Raw genomic sequence first — 20,243 nt, 5'->3', positions numbered from 1 at the left:
TGGCCGGTGATGGGGAAGTTCTCCACGGCGCGCAGGGTGTGCACGCCCCAGTACGCGGCGGCGGGAACGTCCCGGTCACCGAGGAGGTCATGCTCGGACCGGACGTCCGGGAGGGTCTGGGTTTCGGTCATGGGCGGTCCTTATTTGGCATCGTTGGCAGGGACAAAGTCGTTGGCAGGTACAAGGGAGGGGAAATCTGCGGCCTGCAGCAGGCCCACGGGCTTGCCGCCGCCGAGGACAGCGCCGGTGGCGATGCCCGCGAGCGGGGTGGTATCGACGCCGAGCGCTTCCAGTGCCCGTACGGTGACGGGCATGCGGGCACGGTCCCCGCCGTCGGAAATCTTGATCGCGATGGCGCGGCCGTCTCGCAGGCCCACCAGCTGGATGCCCTCAAAACCGTCCTTGGCGAGCAGGCCCGGCGCGAGGCGCATGAGGTCGGTGACGTCGCGGCCTTCGCCCGCCACCATCTCCGGATGGCGCCGCATGGCATGCGCGACGGCGGCTTCCGGACTTTCCGGGGCGGACGCGCCGTCCGGAAGTTCCGCGGCGGCCAGGCGGCCGAAGGCGCGGCCCATTCCGGCCAGCGTCAGCGCGAACAGCGGGGTGCCGCAGCCGTCGGTGCTGGTGCCGGACGGCTCCTCGCCGGTCAGTTCCGCGACGGTCTCCGCCACGAGTTTCTGCAGCGGGTGCCCGGGGTCGAGGTAGCCCCGGACCGGCCAGCCGTTGATAACGCAGGTGGCGGCCATGGCGGCGTGCTTGCCGGAGCAGTTCTGGGCGATCCGGGTGGGGAGCCCGCCTTCGCGGAGCCATTCCTCGCGCTCGGGGACGCCGTAGGGGAGGTCCGTGCTGTTTTCCAGGGCCGAGGCCGTGAGCCCGTGGAGCTCGAGGATGCGGAGGGCGCCGTCGCGGTGCTCGGCGGAACCGGAGTGGCTCGCGGCCGTGAGGGCCAGGAGGTCGGCGGGGAGGTCGAGCCCGGCCCGGACCATTGCCACGGCCTGCAGGGGCTTGAGCGAGGATCGCGGATAGAACGCCGCCAGCGGCTCCCCGGCTGAAAGCAGGGTGCTGCCGTCGGGCGCGGTGGCGATCAGCGAGCCGTAGTGGACGCTTTCCACGAGGCCGTCGCGGGTCTGGACCGCCAGGGCGGCGTGCCGGGGCAGGGCCGGGAAGTCGGGGGCTGTGTGGTCCCGGGCGTCGGCATGGACGGGCAAGGCAGGGGAAAGCATGGAGTCCTTGGGCTGTTATCTGGCGGGGCGGTTACTGGCTGAGAATTACTGGCTGAGGATGGAGTCGAGGGCATCGCCCACTGCGCGAAGGTGCGCGCTCATGGCGGCGCTGGCCTCAGCGGCGGATCCGGCTTCGATGGCATGAAGGATGCGCTGGTGTTCGACGTCGGAGGCGTGCTGGCGGTCGGTCACCAGGTTCAGGGTTTCGGACTGGTGGGCCAGGGCGTCACGGATGTCCGCCACGACGCTTTCGAAGACCTTGTTGCCGCTGGCCCGGGCAATGGCGGCATGGAAACCGGCATCGAGCAGCACCCAGGCCTCGGGATCGGTCTCCCCGGCCATGGACGCCACCAGCGCCCGAAGAATGTCCAGGTCCTCGGCGGTCCGGCGCTCTGCGGCAAGTCCGGCGGCGGGAACTTCGATGTGCGGGCGTGCTTCGGTCAGGTCCCGGGCCGAGAACTGGCCGAGCACCAGGTCATTGGCCACGTGGTCGGCGACGACAAACGTGCCGCGGCCGGTGCGCGTCACGGTGAGGCCGAGGGCGGTGCAGGACCGGAGCGCCTCGCGGATCACCGAGCGGCTCACGCCGTACTGCTGGGCAAGGGCCGCCTCGGAGTTGAGCTTGGCGCCCACGGCGGCCCGGCCGCTTTCGATGTCGCCGCGGATGGCGTTGAAGACAGCCTCGGCGGCGCTGAGGCGGGCAAGCGGAGCGGCTCCGCCACTTTGCTGTCCGGCTGTCCGGCTGTCTGACAGGTTCACCCTTGAAATATGGCACGGGTCACAGTGGTGTGTCAACCCGGCCTGCGCCGAGAAACCCGCAGCGGGGACCTATGCCGCCGGCAACTCGAGGCAGAGCGATGTTCCGTCCGGCCCCGTGCCGGCCACGCGGACGTCCCCGCCATGGCGCAGGGCAGCGTCCTTGACCAGGGCCAGGCCGATCCCGTAGCCCTGCCGGGCGGGCTCATGGTCCGCAGGAAGGCCGCGGGCAAAACGGTCGAAGATCCGGTCCGGCGAGATGCCGGTGATGCCCGGGCCGGTGTCCCGGACGCTGATGCGCACTGTGCGTCCGGCGGTGTCGACGGATACCCCGATCCGGCCGGACTGCGGAGTATGTGAGATCGCGTTGTCGAGCAGGGCGGTCACCATGCGCCGCAGCAGATGCGCAGGCACCCGTACCCGCGCTTCGCCCGTGGCGGAGTAGTCCAGCTGGATGGCCGCGCTGCTGGTGAGGAGTCCGAAGTCGTCCGCCACGTCCGCAACAATGGCCGTGGCGTTGACCGGTTCGGCTGTTTCGCCGGCCGTGGCAACGGACATCAGCAGCAGATCCTCCACGAGTTCCGCCAGCCCGGCGCTGTCCTCGCGGAGGCGTGCGAGGGTGGGCGCGGCGGCGCTGTCCGGGCCCGCTTTGCGCTGGGCGAGCTGCAGCCGGGCATCGAGAATGGCCAGCGGCGTGCGCAGCTCGTGGCTGGCGTCCTGCACGAAGCGCCGCTGCGCCGCCAGGGCCTCACCCAGCGGTTTCACCGCACTCCGGGCGCTGATGAGTCCTGCGGCGGCAGCCAGAACTACGGCCAGGACGCCGCCGAGGATCAGGGCCAGCAGCGCATCCGCCTCGTCAATGTAGATCCGGCCGGTTCCAGCGGGGTGCTCAGCGAGCTCGGCCGGTTGCGACCGGAACAGGGCGAACAGGACCAGGGCCACAATCACCACGGCAAGGGCCGCGGCGCACACGAGTGCGATCTGGGTGCTGACCTTGCGCGCGGCGGCACGCAGGATCCGCCGGTCGGCGGCGGACGGCGTCACGACGGTTCTCCCAACTGGTAGCCGGTGCCATGCACGGTGCGGATGACGTCCCGGCCCGCCTTCCGGCGCACGTAGTGCACGTAGGTGTCGACGGCACCGGGCTGGTCGCCGTCGGTGAACACCTTCGCGAGCAGCTCAGTACGCGAGAACACCCGGTCCGGTTCGGCGGCCAAGGCCATGAGAAGCGACCCTTCCTTGGGTGACAGCGGCACGCGGTGGCCGTATGGCGACAGCAGGAGCCGGGACCCGGCGTCGTATGTCCAGTCCCCGAGCGTCACCGTCTGCGGGGCCGGCGCATAGGTGCGCGTCAGGGCGCGGAGCCGGGCGGCGAGCTCATCGGCGTCGAACGGCTTCACGAGGTAGTCGTTGGCGCCGGCGTCGAGCCCGTCCACCCTGTCCTGAACCGTGCCCAGTGCGGTGAGGATCAGCACGGGCGTGCTGACGCCCTTGTCCCGGAGCGCCGTGACGAGCGCGGCGCCGTCCAGGAGCGGCAGTCCCCGGTCCACCACCAGCACGTCCCAGTCCTGCGATAAGCCAAGGTGCAGGCCCTGCTGCCCGTCCCGGGCGAGGGTCACGTCGAAGTCGTCACCGATGAGCTCAACGATGAGGGGACCGAGCTGCCGGTCGTCCTCCACCAGCAGCACGCGCTTCTTGGGGTTCGCGTCCATTACGTCCATTCTGCCAACACCGGCGGCTCCGCAGGCATCGGAGCAGTGTTTACTGGCTGGCGCGTCCTCAGGAGCCTGGGGCCGGGACCGGACCCAGGCGGCCCAGCAGCGGAAGCCTGGCCAGCACTGCCAGCCCGTACGCGTTCCACAATCCGGTGGTGAAGGCCGCCCCGGTCAGCGATGAGAGGAACGACGCCGCCACGTCAGTTGGGTAGTGGACGCCCAGATACAGGCGGGACAGGGCAACCGCCACGGCCACGCCAGCGCCGCCCGCCAGCGCCGGCCACTGCCAGCGCGTGCCCCGGGCGAGCAGGAAGACGGCGATAGCCAAGGCAACGGCCAGGGAGGTGTGACCGCTGGGGAAGCTGTCGGTTCCCGGTTCCGGGACCAGGGGGTCAAAGAGTGCGCTCGCGTCCGGCCGGTGGCGGCCCACCACGAACTTGAAGAGCTCGCAACTGACCCACGCTGCCGCAGCGACCAGCCCGGTGGCCACGGCATTTACCGGACTCCGGCGGACGACCAGGAGGAACAGGCACACCGCGGCAATCATCAGCACGCCGCCCACCGGGCTAAACACCGTGTTGATGAACAGGGCGATTGCCGTCAGCGGCGCGGAATGCTCGTGGCTCAGGGCCGCATCGACGGACAGGTCCGCCGCGGTGACGGCGGGCGCCGACGCAACAGTGAGGCCGGCGGCTGCGATCAGCGCGGCGGAGACCAGCGGCAGCACGATCCAGTGGCGCAGCTGCGGGAGGATGGCCATCCGTGTGCGAGCCGCCGCTTGGTCGGCGGAAAGTTCAGTGCTGCTCACGGGTACGTCTCCTGGTGTGCTGGGGCGGCAGTGCGGCCGCGCGCCGGTGCGGCGTGGCGCCTCGATCCAGTCTGCGAGGTGGATGCTAAGAACTTTCTAAGAACTTCGGAACCGGGGTTCCGATGCCTTTCCGGCCGCGGCGCGCGGCGGTACGTTCGTGCCGAAATGCCCTTGCCTCACCCTATATGGGGGAAATAGACTGGTCCTGAGCTGATTTCGGTACGTTCGTTCCTATCGTGGAGTCCACGCATGGCCGCTAACTTCGCTGATTACCTTGCCGATGAAGTCCGGGCGCGCAGGGCCGCCTTGCGGCTGAGCCAGCAGGACGTCGCCGACATGGCCGGCGTCTCGGAGCGGTTTGTCCGTTTCGTCGAGCAGGGCAAACCAAGTGTCCAGCTGGACTCGCTGCAGGCGGTCCTGGAAACGCTCGGCCTCGAACTCCGGCTCAGCACACGGTCCCGGGAAGCAGCCCGCGCCCTGGTGAGGCAGCCGCCGTCGGACGTCAGCCGGCCGCACGTCACGCCGTCGGAGGCGGCTTCTGAAAGCAGCGCTCCCGAAAGCAGCGGCCGGCCATGAGGCACCGTGTCGCCGATATCTACAAACGGGGCGTCCTCGCCGCGCGGCTGGAACGGCACGACGGCGGCACGAAGTTCAGTTATCTGCCCGACTACCTCCAGCACGGCGGGCCGGCGGTGGCGAGTTCCCTGCCGCTGACCGCGGAGCCGGTGCTGTCCGCGGCCGGCGCCGCCCCGCCGTATTTCACCGGGCTGCTGCCGGAGGGCCGCCGGCTGAACGCACTGCGCCGGTCCATCAAGACGAGTGCCGACGACGACCTCTCCCTGCTTATCGCCGCGGGCGGGAACCCGGTGGGGGATGTGCAGATCGTGGGCCACGGCGAGCCGCTGGATCCCGAGGAGCACGCGGTGGAGGTGGATCCGCGGAAACCGGTGGACTTCGACGAACTGCTGGGGGATTCGGGCCTGATCGATCCCGTGGCGCTGGCGGGCGTGCAGGATAAGCTGTCCGCCGGGATGATCTCCATGCCCGTGGCCAGCGCCGGCCGGCGGTTCATCCTCAAGCTCAACGCGCCGGAGTTTCCGCACGTGGTGGAGAACGAGCTCATCATGTTCCGGTATGCGGCGAAGCTGCGGATTCCGCTGAGCCGCGTGCAGCTGATGCGGGACGTTGCCGGCCGGCCGGGGCTCCTGGTGGAGCGCTTCGACCGGGTGCCGGCGGCGGCGGGCGAGCCGGACGCCGTGCAGCGCCTCGCCGTCGAGGACGGCGCACAGGTGCTGAAGCTGTACCCCGCGGACAAGTACAACGTGGGGTTCGGGACCGTGTGCATGGCGCTGGCGGAGTACTGCGCGGCACCGCTGCCGGCCCTGCGGAACCTCGCGATCCAGGTGGCCTTCGCATGGCTGAGCGGCAACGGGGACCTGCATGCCAAGAACGTGTCCATGGTGCAGCAGCTGCACGGGGAATGGTCCATCGCGCCCGTGTACGACATCCCCTCCACAGTGGTCTACGGCGACAAGACGCTCGCCCTGACGCTCGGAGGCAAGCGGAGCGGGATCTCGCGGAGGCACTTCCTGGGCTGGGCCAGCGAGCTCGGGCTGACGGAGCGCGCGGCCACGCAGGTGGTGGAATTGGCCTTGCGGGCGGCCGGCCCGCTGCTCGCGGACCTGGAAGCGGGCGCGGCCTTCGCGTCAACTCACGACGGCGGCGCCTCACCTTTCCCGGACATGGTTACCAGGGCGTGGGTCAAGGAACTCAAACACCGGCGGAGGCTGCTGGAAGGGTAGGCGGCTAGACGGGTAGGCTGCGTCGGATCTACAGGTGCTGGATGCCTGCCCGCTGCATGGCGTCTTTGTAGATGTCGACGCTCTTGGTGAGGAGCTCCTCCTGCTTGGCTTCGGAAACAGCAAAGGCCCGCCCGCCGAGCGCGCTGGCCTTGTAGATTTTGATGCCGCTGTTCTTCAGCGAGGAGTGGTAGGTCTTCTCGAAGAGGGTGAGGAAGGTGGCGGCGTCTGTGCCGTGGGCGATGACGGCTGAGACGCGTCTGTTGATTTTCAGGAACTGGCGGAAGGGGCGCAGGCCGTCCGTTTTTTCCTGGACGTTCAGGGCTGACGGCATGTCCGGATCCCGCACCCAGGGGTACGCGTTCCAGGGCATGACGTAACGGGGGTCCAGTTCGGCGAGTTGGTAGATCTGCGTGGCCCGGCGTGCGGCCTCGTCGTCGTTGAAGTGCGAGACGAAGCCGGACTCGGTGCCCTTGCCGGGGCTGACGTGGAGGCTGACGATCCTGCATTCGTCCTCGTCATGGACGGGGTCGATGTAGGGGACGGTGGATCCCGGCTTCTTTTCCATGAGTTCGTCGCAAAGCTGCGTCACCGCCGCGATGTTCGGTTCCTGTAGCAGGGCCTTTTTTTCGTCCCAGTCAATCGTCACGATCTCTCCCTCAGCAGCACGGCGTCCAGAATCAGGCGTCTTGTTCCACTGTACGCTTTTGGCGCGGTGGGTGGGCAGGTCCGGACGCTAAGGAGCGGGATCGGCGGGACTTCGGGCCAGAGGAGGACCCGGCCGTTCCACGAACGAACGGCCGGGCCTCCCGGTTTGTTATTCCGCCCAGAAGGCGTCTCCCCGGGCGGTGTCTTCGTAGAACTCCCGGCCTTCGGTGATCTTTCCGTCGCGAAGCTGGAACGTCAGGGCTCCATCCGTGTCCAGCGTCTTGCCGTTGGTCTCGGCGTGGTTGTGCTGCAGCCCGATGATGTGGTTGTCCCCTCCGATGATCTCCTGAAGTGTCACCTTGAAGCTTCCGTCAGAGCGCGTCGCCAGCTCGCCGAAATAGGCCAGGATGGCCTCGCGTCCCTGCTTGGTTCCCGATAGCACGCCGTTTCCTGCGCCGTGCCAGACTGCGTCCTCCGCGAATAATTCGCGGAGTGTGTCCACATCCCCGGCGTCGAAGGCCTCGTAGCCGCGCCGAATCAGTTCAACATTTTCCTGGGTTCCCATTTCCGGACCTCTCCGTCTCCATTGTCGGAACACTCTCGGACGGGTCAAGGCTATTCCTGGCCAGTACGCTTGTCGATGACGATTTTGCTGAGTGCTCAGTGGCCTAATCACGCAGCACTGACAAAGGTCCGGGGCCAGGCGTTACAGGACCGTTGGTCCGCGCTCTCGGCCTGCGACACCCCCGGGAGCGGTGCCGATCTCACCCGGACCGCCAGGCATCGCGGGTGTCATCGGTATACGCGGACCCAGTCGACCTGCATCCAACTTGGCTTGGTGGGCTTTCCGGTCGGGAACCAGTCGAGTTGGAGGGTTTGGTGCATTCCGACCGGCGGCACGTGTGCCCGGTTGGTGTCCGTGAACCACAGGGCGCCGTCAATGTATCCGGTGATACTGGTCGAGGTCCACTGCACGGCGTAGTTGTGCCATTGGGTGGTGTCGATTTTCCGTTCAGCCCGGGTCTGATAGCTCTGCAGTCCGGCACACGCGTAGTGCAGGGCGAACTTGATCAGGGTGGTGTCGGTGAGGGATTCGCCGTAATCGACCTCCGCACAGTTTGGGGAGCTGTTGCCGTTGGGCCACAGGAGCAGCACGGGGTGGTATTTCGGGTCCCGCACACTGGTTCTCATCCGGGTTTCCCATCGGCCGTATTTTTGCTGGGCGAACTTTGCCGCCATCCCGCCCGTCGCGCCGTAGGCGTTCCCGCTGACGGTGGCCACGCCGTTGGCCACATTCCACGCCTTCGGGCTGCGAATACCTTTGCCCGCGTGGCCGGCGCCGTCGTAAACCTTCCATTTCCGGGGATTGGGTGCCCCGGTGTAGGAAAACTCGTCACCTGCCTTCACCGGGCCCCATCCCCGGAGGACTGCGGCCTGGACGTTGTTGGGGGCCGCGGTCACGGCCAGTTCCCTGTGCAGTGCCGGCACCTGCACCTGCACCTGCACGGGCGCGGACAGGGCTCCGTTGAGGCTTCCTGAGGCGAGGGTCAACACGGCTGCGGCAATGGCAGCCGCGGGCAGCGTTCGCTTCAACAGCATGAGGTCTCCTTTGCCCTACATATTCCTCCGCCGCCGGGCGGTTGTCACCAAAATGTGCCAACTGCGCCCGCACGGCCAGATGATGAGGCCGGCCGGGCCAGACAACGCGGCACGGGGCAACGGTCGGGGTGGCGATTCCGGCTACGAGAAGACCATGCCGATCCCCACGCCAGCTCCTCAACTACACTCGATTCATACCTTCCACAGAGGGGATGAAGAGATCTGCCGGATCGGCTTTGCCATATTCGGGAACCTGCTCAACGGTCCGCCCGGTTGACAGGGTCCAGTGAACGTAAGGAACCCATTGCCGATCAACAAACGAACGCTTAAGGCGGACGGATTCGCCGGGTTCCGGACGCTAGCCAGCCTCGAAATCAACAGGGTCCCGCAGGCTCCCGGCATATTCGCGGTGCTGAAGCCCGAAGGCTTTGAGCCGCGGTTCCTGGTGAAGAGCACGGCCGGAGTCTTCAAGAAGAAGGACCCCTCGTTGCGCGCGGAAGCCCTGGCTGCAGAATGGATCGACGACGCGGATGTCCTGTATCTGGGGAAAGCCGGCGTCGGAAGCAAGGGTAACCGGGGACTTCGCAGGCAAATACAGGAGTTCCTGGATTTCGGGAAGGGCAAGCCGCCAGGCCATTGGGACGGCCGATTGATTTGGCAGCTCGCCGAACCTCAGTCGCTGGTCATCGCCTGGAAAGAGCTGCCCGCGGCAGACGTGAATCCAGCGGAGGCTAAGTACCACGCTGATTTCAGCGAGCTGTACGGCAGCCTGCCGTTCGCCAACCTCGTCCAGGCCCGGGTCAAAGGGACCTAAACGCCAGGGCCACGGTACGTGAACCGGCCTGCCACCAGCGTTGCGGCAACCGGCATTTCTGCGAACACCGAATCCGGCACCGCCAGCGGATCGCCGTCGAGCACCGCGATGTCCGCCGCTTCCCCGACACTTATGCGCCCGCGTCCCCGGGTCGAGGCCACGAGTGCCTCCTGGCGCGTGATGGCCTGCTCCGGGTGCCACGGCCCGCGCCCGTCCTGCCGGGACCGGGTGGCCGCGGCCGACATTGCCAGCCACGGATCCAGCGGTGCCACCGGCGCATCGGACCCGAGCGCTAGGGATGCCCCGGCGTCCAGCAGCGAACGCAGCGGGAAGGCGCGGCCGGTGCGGCCGTCCCAGTTGGCGTCCGCGGCGTCGCGGTCGTCGAGGGCGTGGGCCGGCTGGACGCTGGCCGTCAGGCCCAGTTCGCCAAACCGGGCGAAGTCCTCGCGGCGCACAAACTGGGCGTGCTCGACGCGTCCGGGGACGCCGGCTGCGGCGAAGGCGTCCAGGGCCACCTGGTTGGCGGCGTCGCCGATGGCGTGAACCGCCGGAACGAATCGGGCCTCCCGGGCCCGCACCAGCAGCGCCAGCAGTTCCGCTTCGCTGACCGTCAGGACGCCCCGGCCACCGTGCGGATACGGATCCACGCAGTATGCGGTGCGGGTGTTCAGGGACCCGTCGATCAGGACCTTCAGGGGGCCAACGATCAGCAGCCCCGCACCGCCGTCGAGCAGTTGACCGGTCCGCATTCCAGCAGCTGCCGCACGCTCCAGGTCTTCCGGATACACGCCTGCGTCCACGCGGAACGAGTCGAAGCCCCCGGCGATCCGGCGCAGCCAGACGTCCCGGTTCCAGGTCATTTCGAAGTCGACCACACCCACGATTCCGCGGGTGGCGGCCGCGCCGGAGGCAGTGCGGACCCAGCCGTCCACCACGTCATCGGGGAGGCGGCCCAGCTCGCGGGTCACTGCAAATGCGGCGTCCTCACGGAGCAGACCCCCGGCATCGGGCCGCACGCCGTATCGCTTGGCCGCTGCCGAGTTCAGCCACACGCAGTGAAGGTCGTGGCTGATCAGGGCCGTCGGCACTCCCTGCGTCGCGCCGTCGAGGAGTTCCAGGCCCGGGACGTCATCCCACACGGCATCCCGGAAGCCGACGCCCACAACTGTCGGGGACGGGCCTGCCAGGGACGGTCCGGCAGCGGAAATGCGGTAACGCACGAGGTCTGCGGCGGCCCGCGCCGACTCCGCCAGGGAAAGGTCAATCCGGTTGGCCGCAAGAGCCCATTGCGTCATGTGTACATGCTCATCCCAGAGTCCAGGGATGGCGTACCGGCCGTCGAAGTCCACAACACGGACACCCCGTGGCCGCTCATCCGCGGCGGCGATCCGGGACACGAGCCCGCCGCGGACGTGAACGTCGGAGCAGGCTGCGTCGCCGGGCTGCCTGACGGAAGCCAGCACAATGTCAGGCAAGGCGCGGTCCGCTGCACTGGAAAGCATACGAACAGGCTATGGGTGGATCGCGTCTTCGCCAATTCACGCTGATGCCCCCTCCGGGGTGCGCTCTCCGCCGTCCAGAACGGTGATTGTGCCCTCTTCCCAGCACAGATAAGAAGGTGCATTCTGGACGTGACACGGTTCTGACAATGAAGTCGGGGGAGGCGTCGGCATGGGCTTTTACATCGAGGCCGCCGGAATGCCTGAGACATTGCCGCAGGCCCCCGGGCGGACGTGAGCGCGCGATGGACCGCACTGCAACCCACCACCGGCTCAAGGTCCTTGTGCACATCGATTCCAACATGGAACGCGCCCGCATTGAGGTGCGCGGAACCGTCACAGCAGCCAACATCCGGGCGCTGTACATCGTCGCCCGGCGGGCCAGGACGCTCCTGCCTGGCCGGGAAATCGTCCTCGACCTGACCAAGGCCCGTGCCGTGGAGGAAGCGATCACTGCGCTCCATGACCCTGCCCAGCTCACCGAGCTCAGCGGCGAGGGAACGTCAGCGCATCCTTGCCGGCTCAGCATTCTGGATCCCCGGCCGCCGGCCGCCCCGGCGCACGGCACGCATACGCACGGAGTCCATTCCCGCGGCAGCCAAACCCACGCCACCGAGATCCACGGAACGCAGCCCGCCGGCGGCGAATCCCGCGTTGCCCGGCCCCGCGCCCGACCCAAGGAGAACGCATGAAACCCGGCCGCATTGTGATGCTCGTCCTTGGCACGCTCTCCGCCCTCCTGGGGCTGGGGCTGCTGGCTGGCGCATTTGGCGTGGGCTGGCTGAACTTCCAGCAGCGCGACGAAGGGTACTTCACCACGCAATCGCACCGGTTCGAAGTCAGCTCCTACGCCATCACGTCCGCCGGGCTGGACATCATGGTCGGCGGAAGGCTGCCGGACGTTATTCCCACCGACAGCGCAGGCAGTGTCCTGCTCCGCGGCGCCACAGCCACCCCGGGCAAGGGAATTTTCATTGGCGTCGCCCCGCAGGAGGACGCGGCCCGGTACCTCGACGGCGTGAAGCGGTCAGAAATCAGGGAGCTCGAACTCCGGCCCTTCAGGGTTCAGTACAACGAAGTCCCCGGCACCAAGACGCCCGCTGCCCCCGGCGCCCAGGGTTTCTGGACCGCTTCCGCCGAGGGCACCGGCACCCAGGAACTAAGGTGGGACGTCCGGCCCGGCAGCTGGACGTTCGTGGTGATGAACGCCGACTCCAGCACGCCTGTTGCCGCGGACCTCCAGGCCGGAGTCCGCTCCGAGCTGCTCTGGCCTCTCTTCCTGTGGCTGCTGATCTCAGGCATCGTGCTCGTGGCCATCGGTGTGCCGCTGATCGTTGTGGGCGCCGCCGGACTCGGCCGGCACGGGCCGCCGCCGCACTATCCTGCAGCGGGAGCTCCAGGCCCCCGCGCACAGGCGCCGCTCGCCAACGCCGCCGCGCCCGGCGGTGCGGGAGTCCCAGGCGTCCCCGGCAGCGCAGGTGCGCCGGGCGGAGGAACGCCGGGTGCGGGAGTCCCAGGCGCGGGCCCTCCGGTCGCGGGTGCAGGCGGACTGCCTCCCGGCACCGCGCCGCCTGCCGCCGTCGGGATCTTTGCAAACGTGCCATACCCCGCGCGCCTCAGCGGGCATCTCGATCCCGCGCTGTCCCGCTGGATGTGGCTGGTCAAGTGGTTCCTGGCCATCCCGCACCTCATCGTCCTGTTCTTCCTCTGGTTCGCCCTGATTGTCACCACCATCGTGGCCTGGTTCGCGATCCTGTTCACTGCCCGCTATCCGCGCTCGCTGTTCAACTTCAATGTCGGCGTGCTGCGCTGGAGCTGGCGGGTGTCCTTCTATGCGTTTTCGGCGATCGGAACCGACCGCTACCCGCCCTTCACCCTGGCCCGCACGGACTACCCTGCGGACTTCGACGTCGACTACCCGGACCACCTCTCCCGCGGCCTGGTGCTGGTCAAATCCTGGCTGCTGGCTATCCCGCACCTGCTGATTGTGGCGGTGCTCGCCGGCAACTCGCGGGTGTGGGTGGCGTCCGACGACGACTTTGCCGGCGGCGCCGCGCGCTACTCGTCGGCGGGCAACTCGATCGCACTGATCTCGCTCCTGGCCTTCATTGCCGGCGTCATCCTGCTGTTCACGGGCAGATACCTGTGGAGCCTGTTTGACCTGCTGCTCGGCCTGAACCGCTGGGTCTACCGCGTCGTCGCCTACGTGGCGCTCATGCGCGACGAGTATCCGCCGTTCCGCCTCGACATGGGCCCGGTCGATCCCGGAGAAGCCCACCCCGGAACTCCTCCGAAAGGCCCGTCATGAAACTCACTGTCCACACGTTCCTGACCCTCGACGGCGTCATGCAGGGGCCGGGCGGCAGGGAAGAGGATCCGTCCGGCGGCTTCGAATTCGGCGGCTGGCTCGTCCCGCATTACGACGACGACATGGGCAAGATTGTGGACGGCTGGTTCGCCGAGGCCGACGCCCTCCTCCTGGGCCGCACCACGTACCAGCTGTTCCAGCCCTACTGGGAGCAGGTCACGGACCCCGACAACGCCGTGGCTGCCGCGCTCAACGGCCTGCCGAAGTATGTCGTCTCCAACACCCTCACGGACCCCACGTGGACCAACACCACAGTCCTCTCCGGCAATTTCCTGGAGGCCATTGACGACCTCAAGTCCGGCCCCGGCCGGGAACTCCAGGTCCACGGCAGCCACCGGCTGGCCCGCGCACTGCACGACGCCGGCCTGGTGGACGAGTACCGGCTGCTCGTCTTTCCGGTGGTGCTTGGCCAGGGCAAGCGGCTCTTTGAAACCGGGGCTGCGCCGTCCGCGTTCACCCTGGCCGGAAGCAAGACGACGTCGGCCGGCGCCGCATACCTGACCCTCCTGCCCACGGCGTTCGGCGCCGGCGAGCTGGAAGTGGGCGAGTTCGAGGTGCGGGACGGGCAGGAGCGTGTCCGGGACTGAGCCGCCGCACCGCGAGGGTGGTCAACCCGACGGTGGTCAACCCGGAGGCGTGGGACGACGCCTAGCCGGAACCCTTGAGGCGTTCCATTTCCCGGCGGTCCTTCTTGGTGGGCCGCCCGGTCCCGCGGTCGCGCTGCGGCAGGCCGAGCGCCGGGGCCACGGGGCGCGGGGGAGTGTGGTCGGTGAAGCAGTGGGATGCGGCCTCCGCACCCACGCGCTTGGCAATCAGCCGGCGCACCTCGAGGATGCGTTCGTAGCCCGGCTGGCGGACCCGGACGGTGTCACCGGGAACCAGCGACTGAGAGGCCTTGGCCGGGTTTCCGTTGAGGCGGACGTGCCCTGCCCGGCACGCGGCGGTGGCCGCGGAGCGCGTCTTGTAGGCGCGGATGGCCCAGAGCCAGGCGTCGACGCGGACCGTGGCGGGGGCGGAAGGAAGGCTGCTCATGATTGCAGCCGAGTATAGCTGGCCGCCCTTGCCACGTTCGCCGGGCAAGAACATAGTGGAGTGAACTGCCAGAAGTTCACCTCGGGGAGGCCGGCATGCTCGACGACGGGAACCAGCAACGCGGCATCCTGGACGGAAAGACCGCCGTGATCTACGGCGCGGGAGGGCCCGTGGGCACGGCTGTTGCCGAGGCATTCGCCGGCGAAGGTGCCCGCGTTTTCCTGGCGGGGCGGACGCAGTCCAGGCTGGACCGGGTGGCCCGGAACATCCGTGAGGCAGGCGGCGCGGCAGAGACCGCCGTCGTCGACGCCCTGGACGAAGCCCAGGTGGAAGAGTTCGTCGGCCAGGTGGCCAAGAAGACCGGACGGATCGACGTCTCGTTCAACCTCATTTCCCTCGGCGATGTCCAGCAGCCGCTCATGGAGATCCCCGCGGCGGACTTCCTCAAGCCCATCGCCAACGCCGCGCGCACGCACTTCCTCACCACCCGGGCCGCGGCGCGGCACATGATCCGGCAGCGCTCGGGGGTGGTGCTGACGTTCGGCGGTTCCGGGCCGCAGACCCTCGCGGGGCTGGGCGGATTCAAGGTGGCGCTGGACGCCATGGAAGGACTGCGCCGGCAATGGGCCTTGGAGCTCGGAAAGCACGGCATCCGCGTCGTCACGATCGTCACGGGCGGGATCACCGAGACCATTCCCTGGCAGATGGAAGGCCGCGAGGAGATCGTGGGCGAGATCATCAGGACGGCCCACCTCAACCGGACGGCCACCCTGGAGGACGTGGGCAACGTGGCCGCCTTCGCCGCCTCGGACAAGGCGGGGTCCATGACGGACGCCACCTTCAATATCTCCGGCGGCGCGATCGTTGACTACTGACGCGACCGCTAAGCCGGCTTACGCCACCAGGACGGCGGCCGCACTGTCCATGTGCTCGCGAATGGTCTTGCCGGCCAGGGAGGCGTCGCCGGTCTCGATGGCCGCCACGATGTCGTGGTGCCGTTCGACGCTCATGTTCCTGACGCCCTTCTCCAGGCCGGCAAACATGATGGACATCCGGATGGATCCCTCCAGCGATTCCCAGGAGTGAAGCAGTGTCTCGTTGCCGGTAAGCCGGCACATGGTGCGGTGGAACTCGAGGTCGGACTCGATCCGCTCCTCGAGGCTGCCTTCGGTTGCGGCCGCCATGGCGTCGATTGCCGCGCGCAGCGACGTGATCACATTTTGGCGGTCCGGGAGTTCGCACAGGGCCCGGGCTGCGAGGGACTCCAGCGCGGCCCGCACGGAGTAGATATCGCGGATTTCCTTGGCATCCAGGTGGCGAACGGAGAGGCGGCCGCGCGGGCCCGCGGACAGCAGGCCTTCCTGCTCGAGCTGCCGCAGGGCCTCCCGGAGCGTTCCACGGCTGATCTGGAGCATGTCGGACAGCTCGGTTTCCACCAGGTGCCGGCCGGGCTCAAGCTCGCCGCTGGTGATGGCGGTGCGCAGCGCGGAAAGCGCCTGCTCGCGAAGGCTCTTCTTTTCCAGTCCCAGCAGGGGTGCTGTTGCTCCGGCCATCGTTCGTCCTCAAGGTCAGTGACTCTATGTCAGTGGTCAACTGTTTACAGCTGGTCTGTTAACTGTTGATGTTACGTCAGAAGCGCGGAACCGGCGCGTACCGGCCCCGCGCTTCCGCCCGGAGATTCCGCTCAGCCAAGCTCCGCAAGAACCTTGGCCACGATCCGCTGCACGGACAGGCCGTAGCGTTCGTGCAGGGTGGGCAGCGCGCCCGCGTCGAGGAAAGCGTCTGGCAGCGCCACCGGCACCACCCGCTTGCCCAGGCCGGCGGTGACGACGGCGGAGGCAACCGTTTCGAACAGGCCGCCCACCACGCTGTGGTTCTCCAGCGTCACGGCGAGACGGTCGGTGTTCAGCTCCGCCAGCACCGTTTCGGCGTCGAACGGCTTGATGGTGGGGGCATGCACGACGGCGACGTCCACGTTGTGCGCCGCCAGCGCCTTGGCGGCCTGCAGTGCCCGCATGGTCATGAGCCCGCTGGAGACAAACACGACGTCGTTCCCGCCGCGCAGCACCTTGGCCTTGCCGAGCTCGAACGTGTAGCCGTACTCGTCCAGCACCGTGGGGACGTTGCCGCGGAGCAGCCGCAGGTACGTGGGCCCGTCGCTGGCTGCCAGCTGCGGCACGGCCTGTTCGATGTCGATCGAGTCGCAGGGATCCACGATGGTCAGATTGGGCATGCCGCGGAAGATCGCCATGTCTTCGGTGGCCTGGTGGCTTGGCCCGTAGCCGGTGGTCAGGCCAGGAAGTCCGCCCACGATGTTCACGTTCAGGTTCGGCTCGGCGCTGTCCAGGCACAGGAAGTCATAGGCACGCCGGGCGGCGAACACGGAGTAGGTGGACGCGAACGGCACCAGGCCGGTCTCCGCCAAACCCGCCGCGGCGCCGAACAGGAGCTGCTCGGCCATGCCCATCTGGAAGAACCGCTCCGGGAAGGCCTGGGCGAAGATGTGCATGTCCGTGTATTTGCCGAGGTCGGCAGTGAGGCCAACGATTTTGTCGTTCTCCTGCGCGGCCTTGACCAGGGCGTGCCCGAACGGGGCGGACGCGGTCTTCTGGCCCGGATCGGCGAAGGACGCGATCATGGCCGAGGTCTTCAGCTTCGGTGCGGTGCCCGTCAAGGCGGTGGAGGTGCTCATCGGACTGCCTTCCCTTCGTATCCTGCGGTCAGCTGCTCGCGGCAAAGCTGCCATTCGTGTTCCTCGATGCGCATGAAGTGCGCCTTCTCGCGGTCCTCGAGCAGCGGCACGCCGCGGCCCACTTTCGTGTCGCACAGGATGACGGAGGGACGCCCGACGGCGGCCGCCTGGGCTGCTGCGTTGTCGAACGCCGCCAGCAGCGCGCCGACGTCGTTCCCGTCCACCCGCTGGGTGTACCAGCCGAAGGCTTCCCACTTTTCCGTGACGGGTTCGGTGCGGAGCACGGTGTCCGTCTTGCCGTCCGCCTGCAGGGCGTTGATGTCCACCATCGCGGTGAGGTTGCCCAGCTGGTGGTGGTGCGCACCCATGGCGGCCTCCCAGGTGGAGCCCTCGTCCAGTTCGCCGTCGGAGAGGAAGTTGTAGACCCTCGCCGCGGAGCCCTGGTGGCGCAGGCCCAGTGCCATGCCGACGGCGATGGTGAGGCCGTGGCCCAGCGATCCGCCGGAGATTTCCATGCCCGGGGTGTAGGTGGACATCCCTGACATCGGGAGCCGGGAATCGTCGGAACCGTAGGTTTCCAGTTCCTCGACCGGAATGATGCCGGCCTCGGCCAGCGCGGCGTAGTGGCCGATTGCGTAGTGCCCGGTGGAGAGCAGGAAGCGGTCACGCCCTTCCCAGCCGGGGTTGTCCGCCTGGAAGCGGAGCTGGTCCGCGTACACGGCGGCCAGCATGTCCGCCGCCCCGAGGGCCTGGCCGACGTAGCCCTGGCCTTGGACCTCGCCCATGGTGAGGGCGTGATGACGGATCCGGTAAGCGGCAGCGCTGATGCGGTGCAAGCGGTCCGTGGCAGTTTCTTTCAGCGTGCGTGTTTCCTGATCAATAGTCATTAGACCGTCACCGACTCGGGGGTGTTTTTCGTGGCCTCGTCCGCCAACTGGCGCTCGCGCTTGCCCCAGGTTTCGCGGGTGGCGACTGCGGCCCAGAGGCCAATGGCTGCGTACAGGCCAAAGAGCAGTGCCGGGCCCATCCAGCCGAAGCTGACGAACAGCAGCGTGGTGATGAAGGGGGTGAAGCCGGAGACCATGGCCGAGATCTGGTAGGACAGTGATGCGCCGGAGGCGCGGGTCTTCGCCTGGAAGAGTTCCGGGAACCAGGCGCCCTGGGAGCCGGCGAGCGAGTTCTGGCAGACCGCGTAGGAGATCACGAGGGTGGCGATGATGAAGATGGCCATGCCGGTGTTGACTAGCAGGAACATGGGGATCGCGAACAGCAGGGCGAAGGCGCAGGACCAGATGTAGAGCGGCCGGCGGCCGATCCTGTCCGTCAGGCGCGCCCAGGCCTGGGTGGCGAAGATGCCGATCGCGGAGGCGATGCACAGCGCCACGAGCGTCTGGGTCTTGTCGGCCAGGTGCTGGCTGTTCAGGTAGGAAATCATGTAGGTGATGGACACGGCGTAGCCGGCGGTCTCTGCGATGCGGAGGCCGATGCCCTTGACGATGTTGCGCCAGTCCGTCTTGATGACCTCGACGATGGGGGACTTCACGATGTCCCCGCTGTCCTTGACCTCATCAAAGACGGGGGATTCGGGCACCTTGGAGCGGATGATCAGGCCGACGACCACCAGCACGATGCTGGCAAGGAAGGGAATGCGCCACGCGAGTTCGCCGCCGAGCTGGACGCTGACGAGGAACACCAGGTTGGCCAGGAGGAGACCCACGGGGAAGCCGGCCTGGACGATGCCGGTGTACTTGCCCTTGGCCTTCCAGGGTGCGTGTTCGTAGCTCATCAGGATGGCGCCGCCCCATTCAGCGCCGAAGGCCAGGCCCTGGACGATGCGGACGAACACGAGCAGGGCGGGAGCCAGCAGGCCCACCTGGCTGTAGGTGGGGAGCAGGCCGATCAGGAACGTGGCAACGCCCATGAGGATCAGCGACGCCACCAGGACGGGCTTGCGGCCAAGCTTGTCGCCCAAGTGGCCGCCGATGATGCCGCCGATGGGGCGGGCCGCAAAGCCGACGCCGAGGGTGGCGAAGGCGGCCAGCGTGCCGGTCACCGGATCTCCGGTCGGGAAGAAGGCCGTTCCGAAGTAGAGTGCAGCCGCGGTGCCGAATCCGATGAAGTCGTAGGTCTCGATCACTGCGCCGACGCCGGAGCCGATGGCGACCCGCCTGGCGTCCTTGGTGCCGTGGACCGGGCCCCTCATGCTGAGAGCTTCTTTGCTCATTGTGAATCCCTTTCGAAGAGCGCCTTGCGCTTCCGCACCGGCACTGTCGACTGTTAACAAATGATATGCCAGTGTGACCTGCATCATGCCTCCATGTCAACAGTCAACTTCAAAGGTTGACTGTTGACAGTCAACGTCTGTACTGTGGTCTTCATCACTACCGCCCCCGGGCATGACCAGAGGATCAACGACGATGTTCAACTCCCGACTCGGCTGCTCGTCCATCAGCTTCCGCCACCAGGATCTGGGCACCGCCCTGCGGACCATCGGCGGCCTGGGCTTCGAAGAAATCGACCTGGGCGCCCTGCCGGGCGTCTGCGACCACGTCCCCTATGACCTGGATGCGGATGCCGTCACGGCCGTCACGGCGGAGGTTGTCGCCTCGGGGCTGCGGGTCCGCTCTGTCAACGGGGACATCGGGGGCCTCAACGCTGTGCTCGACGCCGGCCAGCAGGCGGCCCGCGACCGGCACCTTGATGCGCTGCTCACCCTCACGGCGAACACCGGCGCGAAGGCGCTGGTCCTTCCGTGCGGCGCCCTGGGCCACGAACCGGTCCGGAGCCCCGAGGAGGACCTCGACGAAATAGCAGCCCAACTGACCCGGGCCGGCCAGCGGGCGGCGGAGTTCGGCGTCGAACTCTGGACCGAGTCACTGCACTTCCTGCGCTTCTGCTGGAACCTGGAGCGAGCGGAGCTGCTGGCCCGCCGGCTGGCAGGTTCCGGCGTCGGGATTGTGATGGACTTCAGCCACATCGTCGCCGCCGGCGAAGACCCGCTGGAGTACATCGAACGCCACCAGGGCCGGATTGCCCACGTGCACCTGCGCGACGCCGTGCCCGGCAACATCAACCTGAGCATCGGAAACGGCCACGCCGACTTCGCCGCCGGACTCCGGTCCCTGGCAGGGCACGGCTACGCCGGCCACTTCTCGCTCGAGCTGGAGACCCGGGACATGACCCACGACGAACGCCCGGCAGCCGCGGCCAAGGCAGCCAGTTTCATCACCGACCTCATCTGAACCGACCCACCCGAATCAACTCACCTGAACCACCACCAAGCAACCCAA

At 67.8% G+C, this 20,243-nt stretch carries 22 protein-coding genes; 8 read left to right on the top strand and 14 right to left on the bottom strand.

The genetic code is table 11. The features are described 5' to 3' along the window. Positions 1 to 140: 140 nt before the first annotated feature. The 5 genes from ABFP37_RS20400 to ABFP37_RS20380 form a co-directional block, all read right to left on the bottom strand. Positions 141 to 1,223 (bottom strand): asparaginase, encoded by a 1,083-nt coding sequence (locus tag ABFP37_RS20400; RefSeq protein WP_347034742.1) that lies wholly within the window; start codon positions 1,221 to 1,223, stop codon positions 141 to 143. A 45-nt stretch (positions 1,224 to 1,268) separates the two neighbouring features. Then, entirely contained in the window at positions 1,269 to 1,982 is a 714-nt protein-coding gene (locus ABFP37_RS20395) for an FCD domain-containing protein (RefSeq protein ID WP_078027530.1), read from the bottom strand. 69 nt (positions 1,983 to 2,051) lie between these two features. Further along, positions 2,052 to 3,023, bottom strand: a complete 972-nt coding sequence (locus ABFP37_RS20390; protein WP_347034741.1) for a HAMP domain-containing sensor histidine kinase — start codon at positions 3,021 to 3,023, stop codon at positions 2,052 to 2,054. Then, positions 3,020 to 3,691, bottom strand: a complete 672-nt coding sequence (locus tag ABFP37_RS20385; protein ID WP_078027532.1) for a response regulator transcription factor — start codon at positions 3,689 to 3,691, stop codon at positions 3,020 to 3,022. The genes ABFP37_RS20390 and ABFP37_RS20385 overlap by 4 nt, the downstream gene beginning before the upstream one ends. A 67-nt stretch (positions 3,692 to 3,758) precedes the next feature. Further along, entirely contained in the window at positions 3,759 to 4,502 is a 744-nt protein-coding gene (locus tag ABFP37_RS20380; RefSeq protein ID WP_260680969.1) for a phosphatase PAP2 family protein, read from the bottom strand. Positions 4,503 to 4,751: 249 nt separating this feature from the next. On the opposite strand from ABFP37_RS20380, the gene ABFP37_RS20375 reads away from it, so the two are divergent. Continuing rightward, a complete protein-coding gene (locus ABFP37_RS20375) occupies positions 4,752 to 5,078 on the top strand; it encodes a helix-turn-helix transcriptional regulator (RefSeq protein WP_347034740.1) in 327 nt (108 codons plus the stop codon). After that, positions 5,075 to 6,304, top strand: a complete 1,230-nt coding sequence (locus tag ABFP37_RS20370) for a HipA domain-containing protein (RefSeq protein WP_078027534.1) — start codon at positions 5,075 to 5,077, stop codon at positions 6,302 to 6,304. Before ABFP37_RS20375 ends, ABFP37_RS20370 begins: the two co-directional genes overlap by 4 nt. A gap of 28 nt (positions 6,305 to 6,332) precedes the next feature. Here the strand turns inward: ABFP37_RS20370 and ABFP37_RS20365 are convergent, their stop codons facing one another. From ABFP37_RS20365 to ABFP37_RS20355, 3 genes are all read right to left on the bottom strand, one after another. After that, complete coding sequence (locus ABFP37_RS20365; protein WP_078027535.1) at positions 6,333 to 6,950, bottom strand: uracil-DNA glycosylase; 618 nt, start codon at positions 6,948 to 6,950, stop codon at positions 6,333 to 6,335. Between the two features lie 168 nt (positions 6,951 to 7,118). Next, positions 7,119 to 7,514 carry a nuclear transport factor 2 family protein gene (locus tag ABFP37_RS20360; RefSeq protein WP_078027536.1) on the bottom strand — a complete coding sequence of 132 codons (396 nt, stop codon included), beginning with the start codon at positions 7,512 to 7,514 and terminating at the stop codon, positions 7,119 to 7,121. A gap of 227 nt (positions 7,515 to 7,741) precedes the next feature. Further along, complete coding sequence (locus tag ABFP37_RS20355; protein WP_347034739.1) at positions 7,742 to 8,548, bottom strand: glycoside hydrolase family 16 protein; 807 nt, start codon at positions 8,546 to 8,548, stop codon at positions 7,742 to 7,744. Positions 8,549 to 8,852: 304 nt separating this feature from the next. On the opposite strand from ABFP37_RS20355, the gene ABFP37_RS20350 reads away from it, so the two are divergent. Continuing rightward, positions 8,853 to 9,362, top strand: coding sequence for a hypothetical protein (locus ABFP37_RS20350; protein WP_347034738.1), 510 nt, complete (start codon positions 8,853 to 8,855; stop codon positions 9,360 to 9,362). Here ABFP37_RS20350 and ABFP37_RS20345 read toward each other — a convergent pair. After that, positions 9,359 to 10,864 (bottom strand): amidohydrolase family protein, encoded by a 1,506-nt coding sequence (locus tag ABFP37_RS20345; RefSeq protein ID WP_347034737.1) that lies wholly within the window; start codon positions 10,862 to 10,864, stop codon positions 9,359 to 9,361. The genes ABFP37_RS20350 and ABFP37_RS20345 overlap by 4 nt on opposite strands. 242 nt (positions 10,865 to 11,106) lie before the next feature. Between ABFP37_RS20345 and ABFP37_RS20340 the strand changes: the two genes are divergently transcribed. Genes ABFP37_RS20340 through ABFP37_RS20330 form a run of 3 tightly spaced genes read left to right on the top strand, consistent with a single transcriptional unit; the run spans position 11,107 to position 13,816 of the window. Continuing rightward, positions 11,107 to 11,553, top strand: coding sequence for a hypothetical protein (locus tag ABFP37_RS20340; RefSeq protein ID WP_347034736.1), 447 nt, complete (start codon positions 11,107 to 11,109; stop codon positions 11,551 to 11,553). Next, positions 11,550 to 13,169: a DUF4389 domain-containing protein gene (locus ABFP37_RS20335; RefSeq protein WP_347034735.1), complete on the top strand. Its 1,620-nt coding sequence runs from the start codon at positions 11,550 to 11,552 to the stop codon at positions 13,167 to 13,169. Before ABFP37_RS20340 ends, ABFP37_RS20335 begins: the two co-directional genes overlap by 4 nt. Continuing rightward, on the top strand, positions 13,166 to 13,816 hold the full coding sequence (locus ABFP37_RS20330) for a dihydrofolate reductase family protein (RefSeq protein WP_078026340.1): 651 nt from the start codon (positions 13,166 to 13,168) through the stop codon (positions 13,814 to 13,816). Before ABFP37_RS20335 ends, ABFP37_RS20330 begins: the two co-directional genes overlap by 4 nt. Positions 13,817 to 13,877: 61 nt before the next feature. Here the strand turns inward: ABFP37_RS20330 and ABFP37_RS20325 are convergent, their stop codons facing one another. Next, positions 13,878 to 14,261: an RNA-binding S4 domain-containing protein gene (locus ABFP37_RS20325; RefSeq protein ID WP_078026350.1), complete on the bottom strand. Its 384-nt coding sequence runs from the start codon at positions 14,259 to 14,261 to the stop codon at positions 13,878 to 13,880. Positions 14,262 to 14,356: 95 nt separating this feature from the next. Here ABFP37_RS20325 and ABFP37_RS20320 point away from each other — a divergent pair, with 95 nt between their 5' ends. Then, positions 14,357 to 15,136 (top strand): SDR family oxidoreductase, encoded by a 780-nt coding sequence (locus ABFP37_RS20320; protein WP_078026339.1) that lies wholly within the window; start codon positions 14,357 to 14,359, stop codon positions 15,134 to 15,136. Between the two features lie 18 nt (positions 15,137 to 15,154). Here ABFP37_RS20320 and ABFP37_RS20315 read toward each other — a convergent pair whose 3' ends face one another. The 4 genes from ABFP37_RS20315 to ABFP37_RS20300 all read right to left on the bottom strand — a co-directional run bounded on the left by ABFP37_RS20315 (position 15,155) and on the right by ABFP37_RS20300 (position 19,177). Next, positions 15,155 to 15,814, bottom strand: coding sequence for a GntR family transcriptional regulator (locus ABFP37_RS20315; RefSeq protein ID WP_078026338.1), 660 nt, complete (start codon positions 15,812 to 15,814; stop codon positions 15,155 to 15,157). Positions 15,815 to 15,945: 131 nt separating this feature from the next. Continuing rightward, the gene (locus tag ABFP37_RS20310; protein WP_078026337.1) at positions 15,946 to 16,953 is read right to left on the bottom strand and encodes a transketolase C-terminal domain-containing protein; all 1,008 of its coding nucleotides are present in this window, start codon (positions 16,951 to 16,953) and stop codon (positions 15,946 to 15,948) included. Then, positions 16,950 to 17,840: a transketolase gene (locus tag ABFP37_RS20305; RefSeq protein ID WP_347034734.1), complete on the bottom strand. Its 891-nt coding sequence runs from the start codon at positions 17,838 to 17,840 to the stop codon at positions 16,950 to 16,952. Before ABFP37_RS20305 ends, ABFP37_RS20310 begins: the two co-directional genes overlap by 4 nt. Continuing rightward, the gene (locus tag ABFP37_RS20300) at positions 17,840 to 19,177 is read right to left on the bottom strand and encodes an MFS transporter (RefSeq protein WP_078026335.1); all 1,338 of its coding nucleotides are present in this window, start codon (positions 19,175 to 19,177) and stop codon (positions 17,840 to 17,842) included. The genes ABFP37_RS20305 and ABFP37_RS20300 overlap by 1 nt, the downstream gene beginning before the upstream one ends. Positions 19,178 to 19,370: 193 nt before the next feature. Between ABFP37_RS20300 and ABFP37_RS20295 the strand changes: the two genes are divergently transcribed. Further along, positions 19,371 to 20,195 carry a sugar phosphate isomerase/epimerase gene (locus ABFP37_RS20295; RefSeq protein WP_347034733.1) on the top strand — a complete coding sequence of 275 codons (825 nt, stop codon included), beginning with the start codon at positions 19,371 to 19,373 and terminating at the stop codon, positions 20,193 to 20,195. The last annotated feature ends 48 nt before the right edge of the window (positions 20,196 to 20,243 follow it).

The organism is Burkholderia sp. RS01 (assembly GCF_039748055.1).
Classification (GTDB): Bacteria; Actinomycetota; Actinomycetes; order Actinomycetales; family Micrococcaceae; genus Arthrobacter.
The sequence above is the reverse complement of the archived record's forward strand: the minus strand, read 5'-3'. Positions and strand labels throughout refer to the sequence as shown.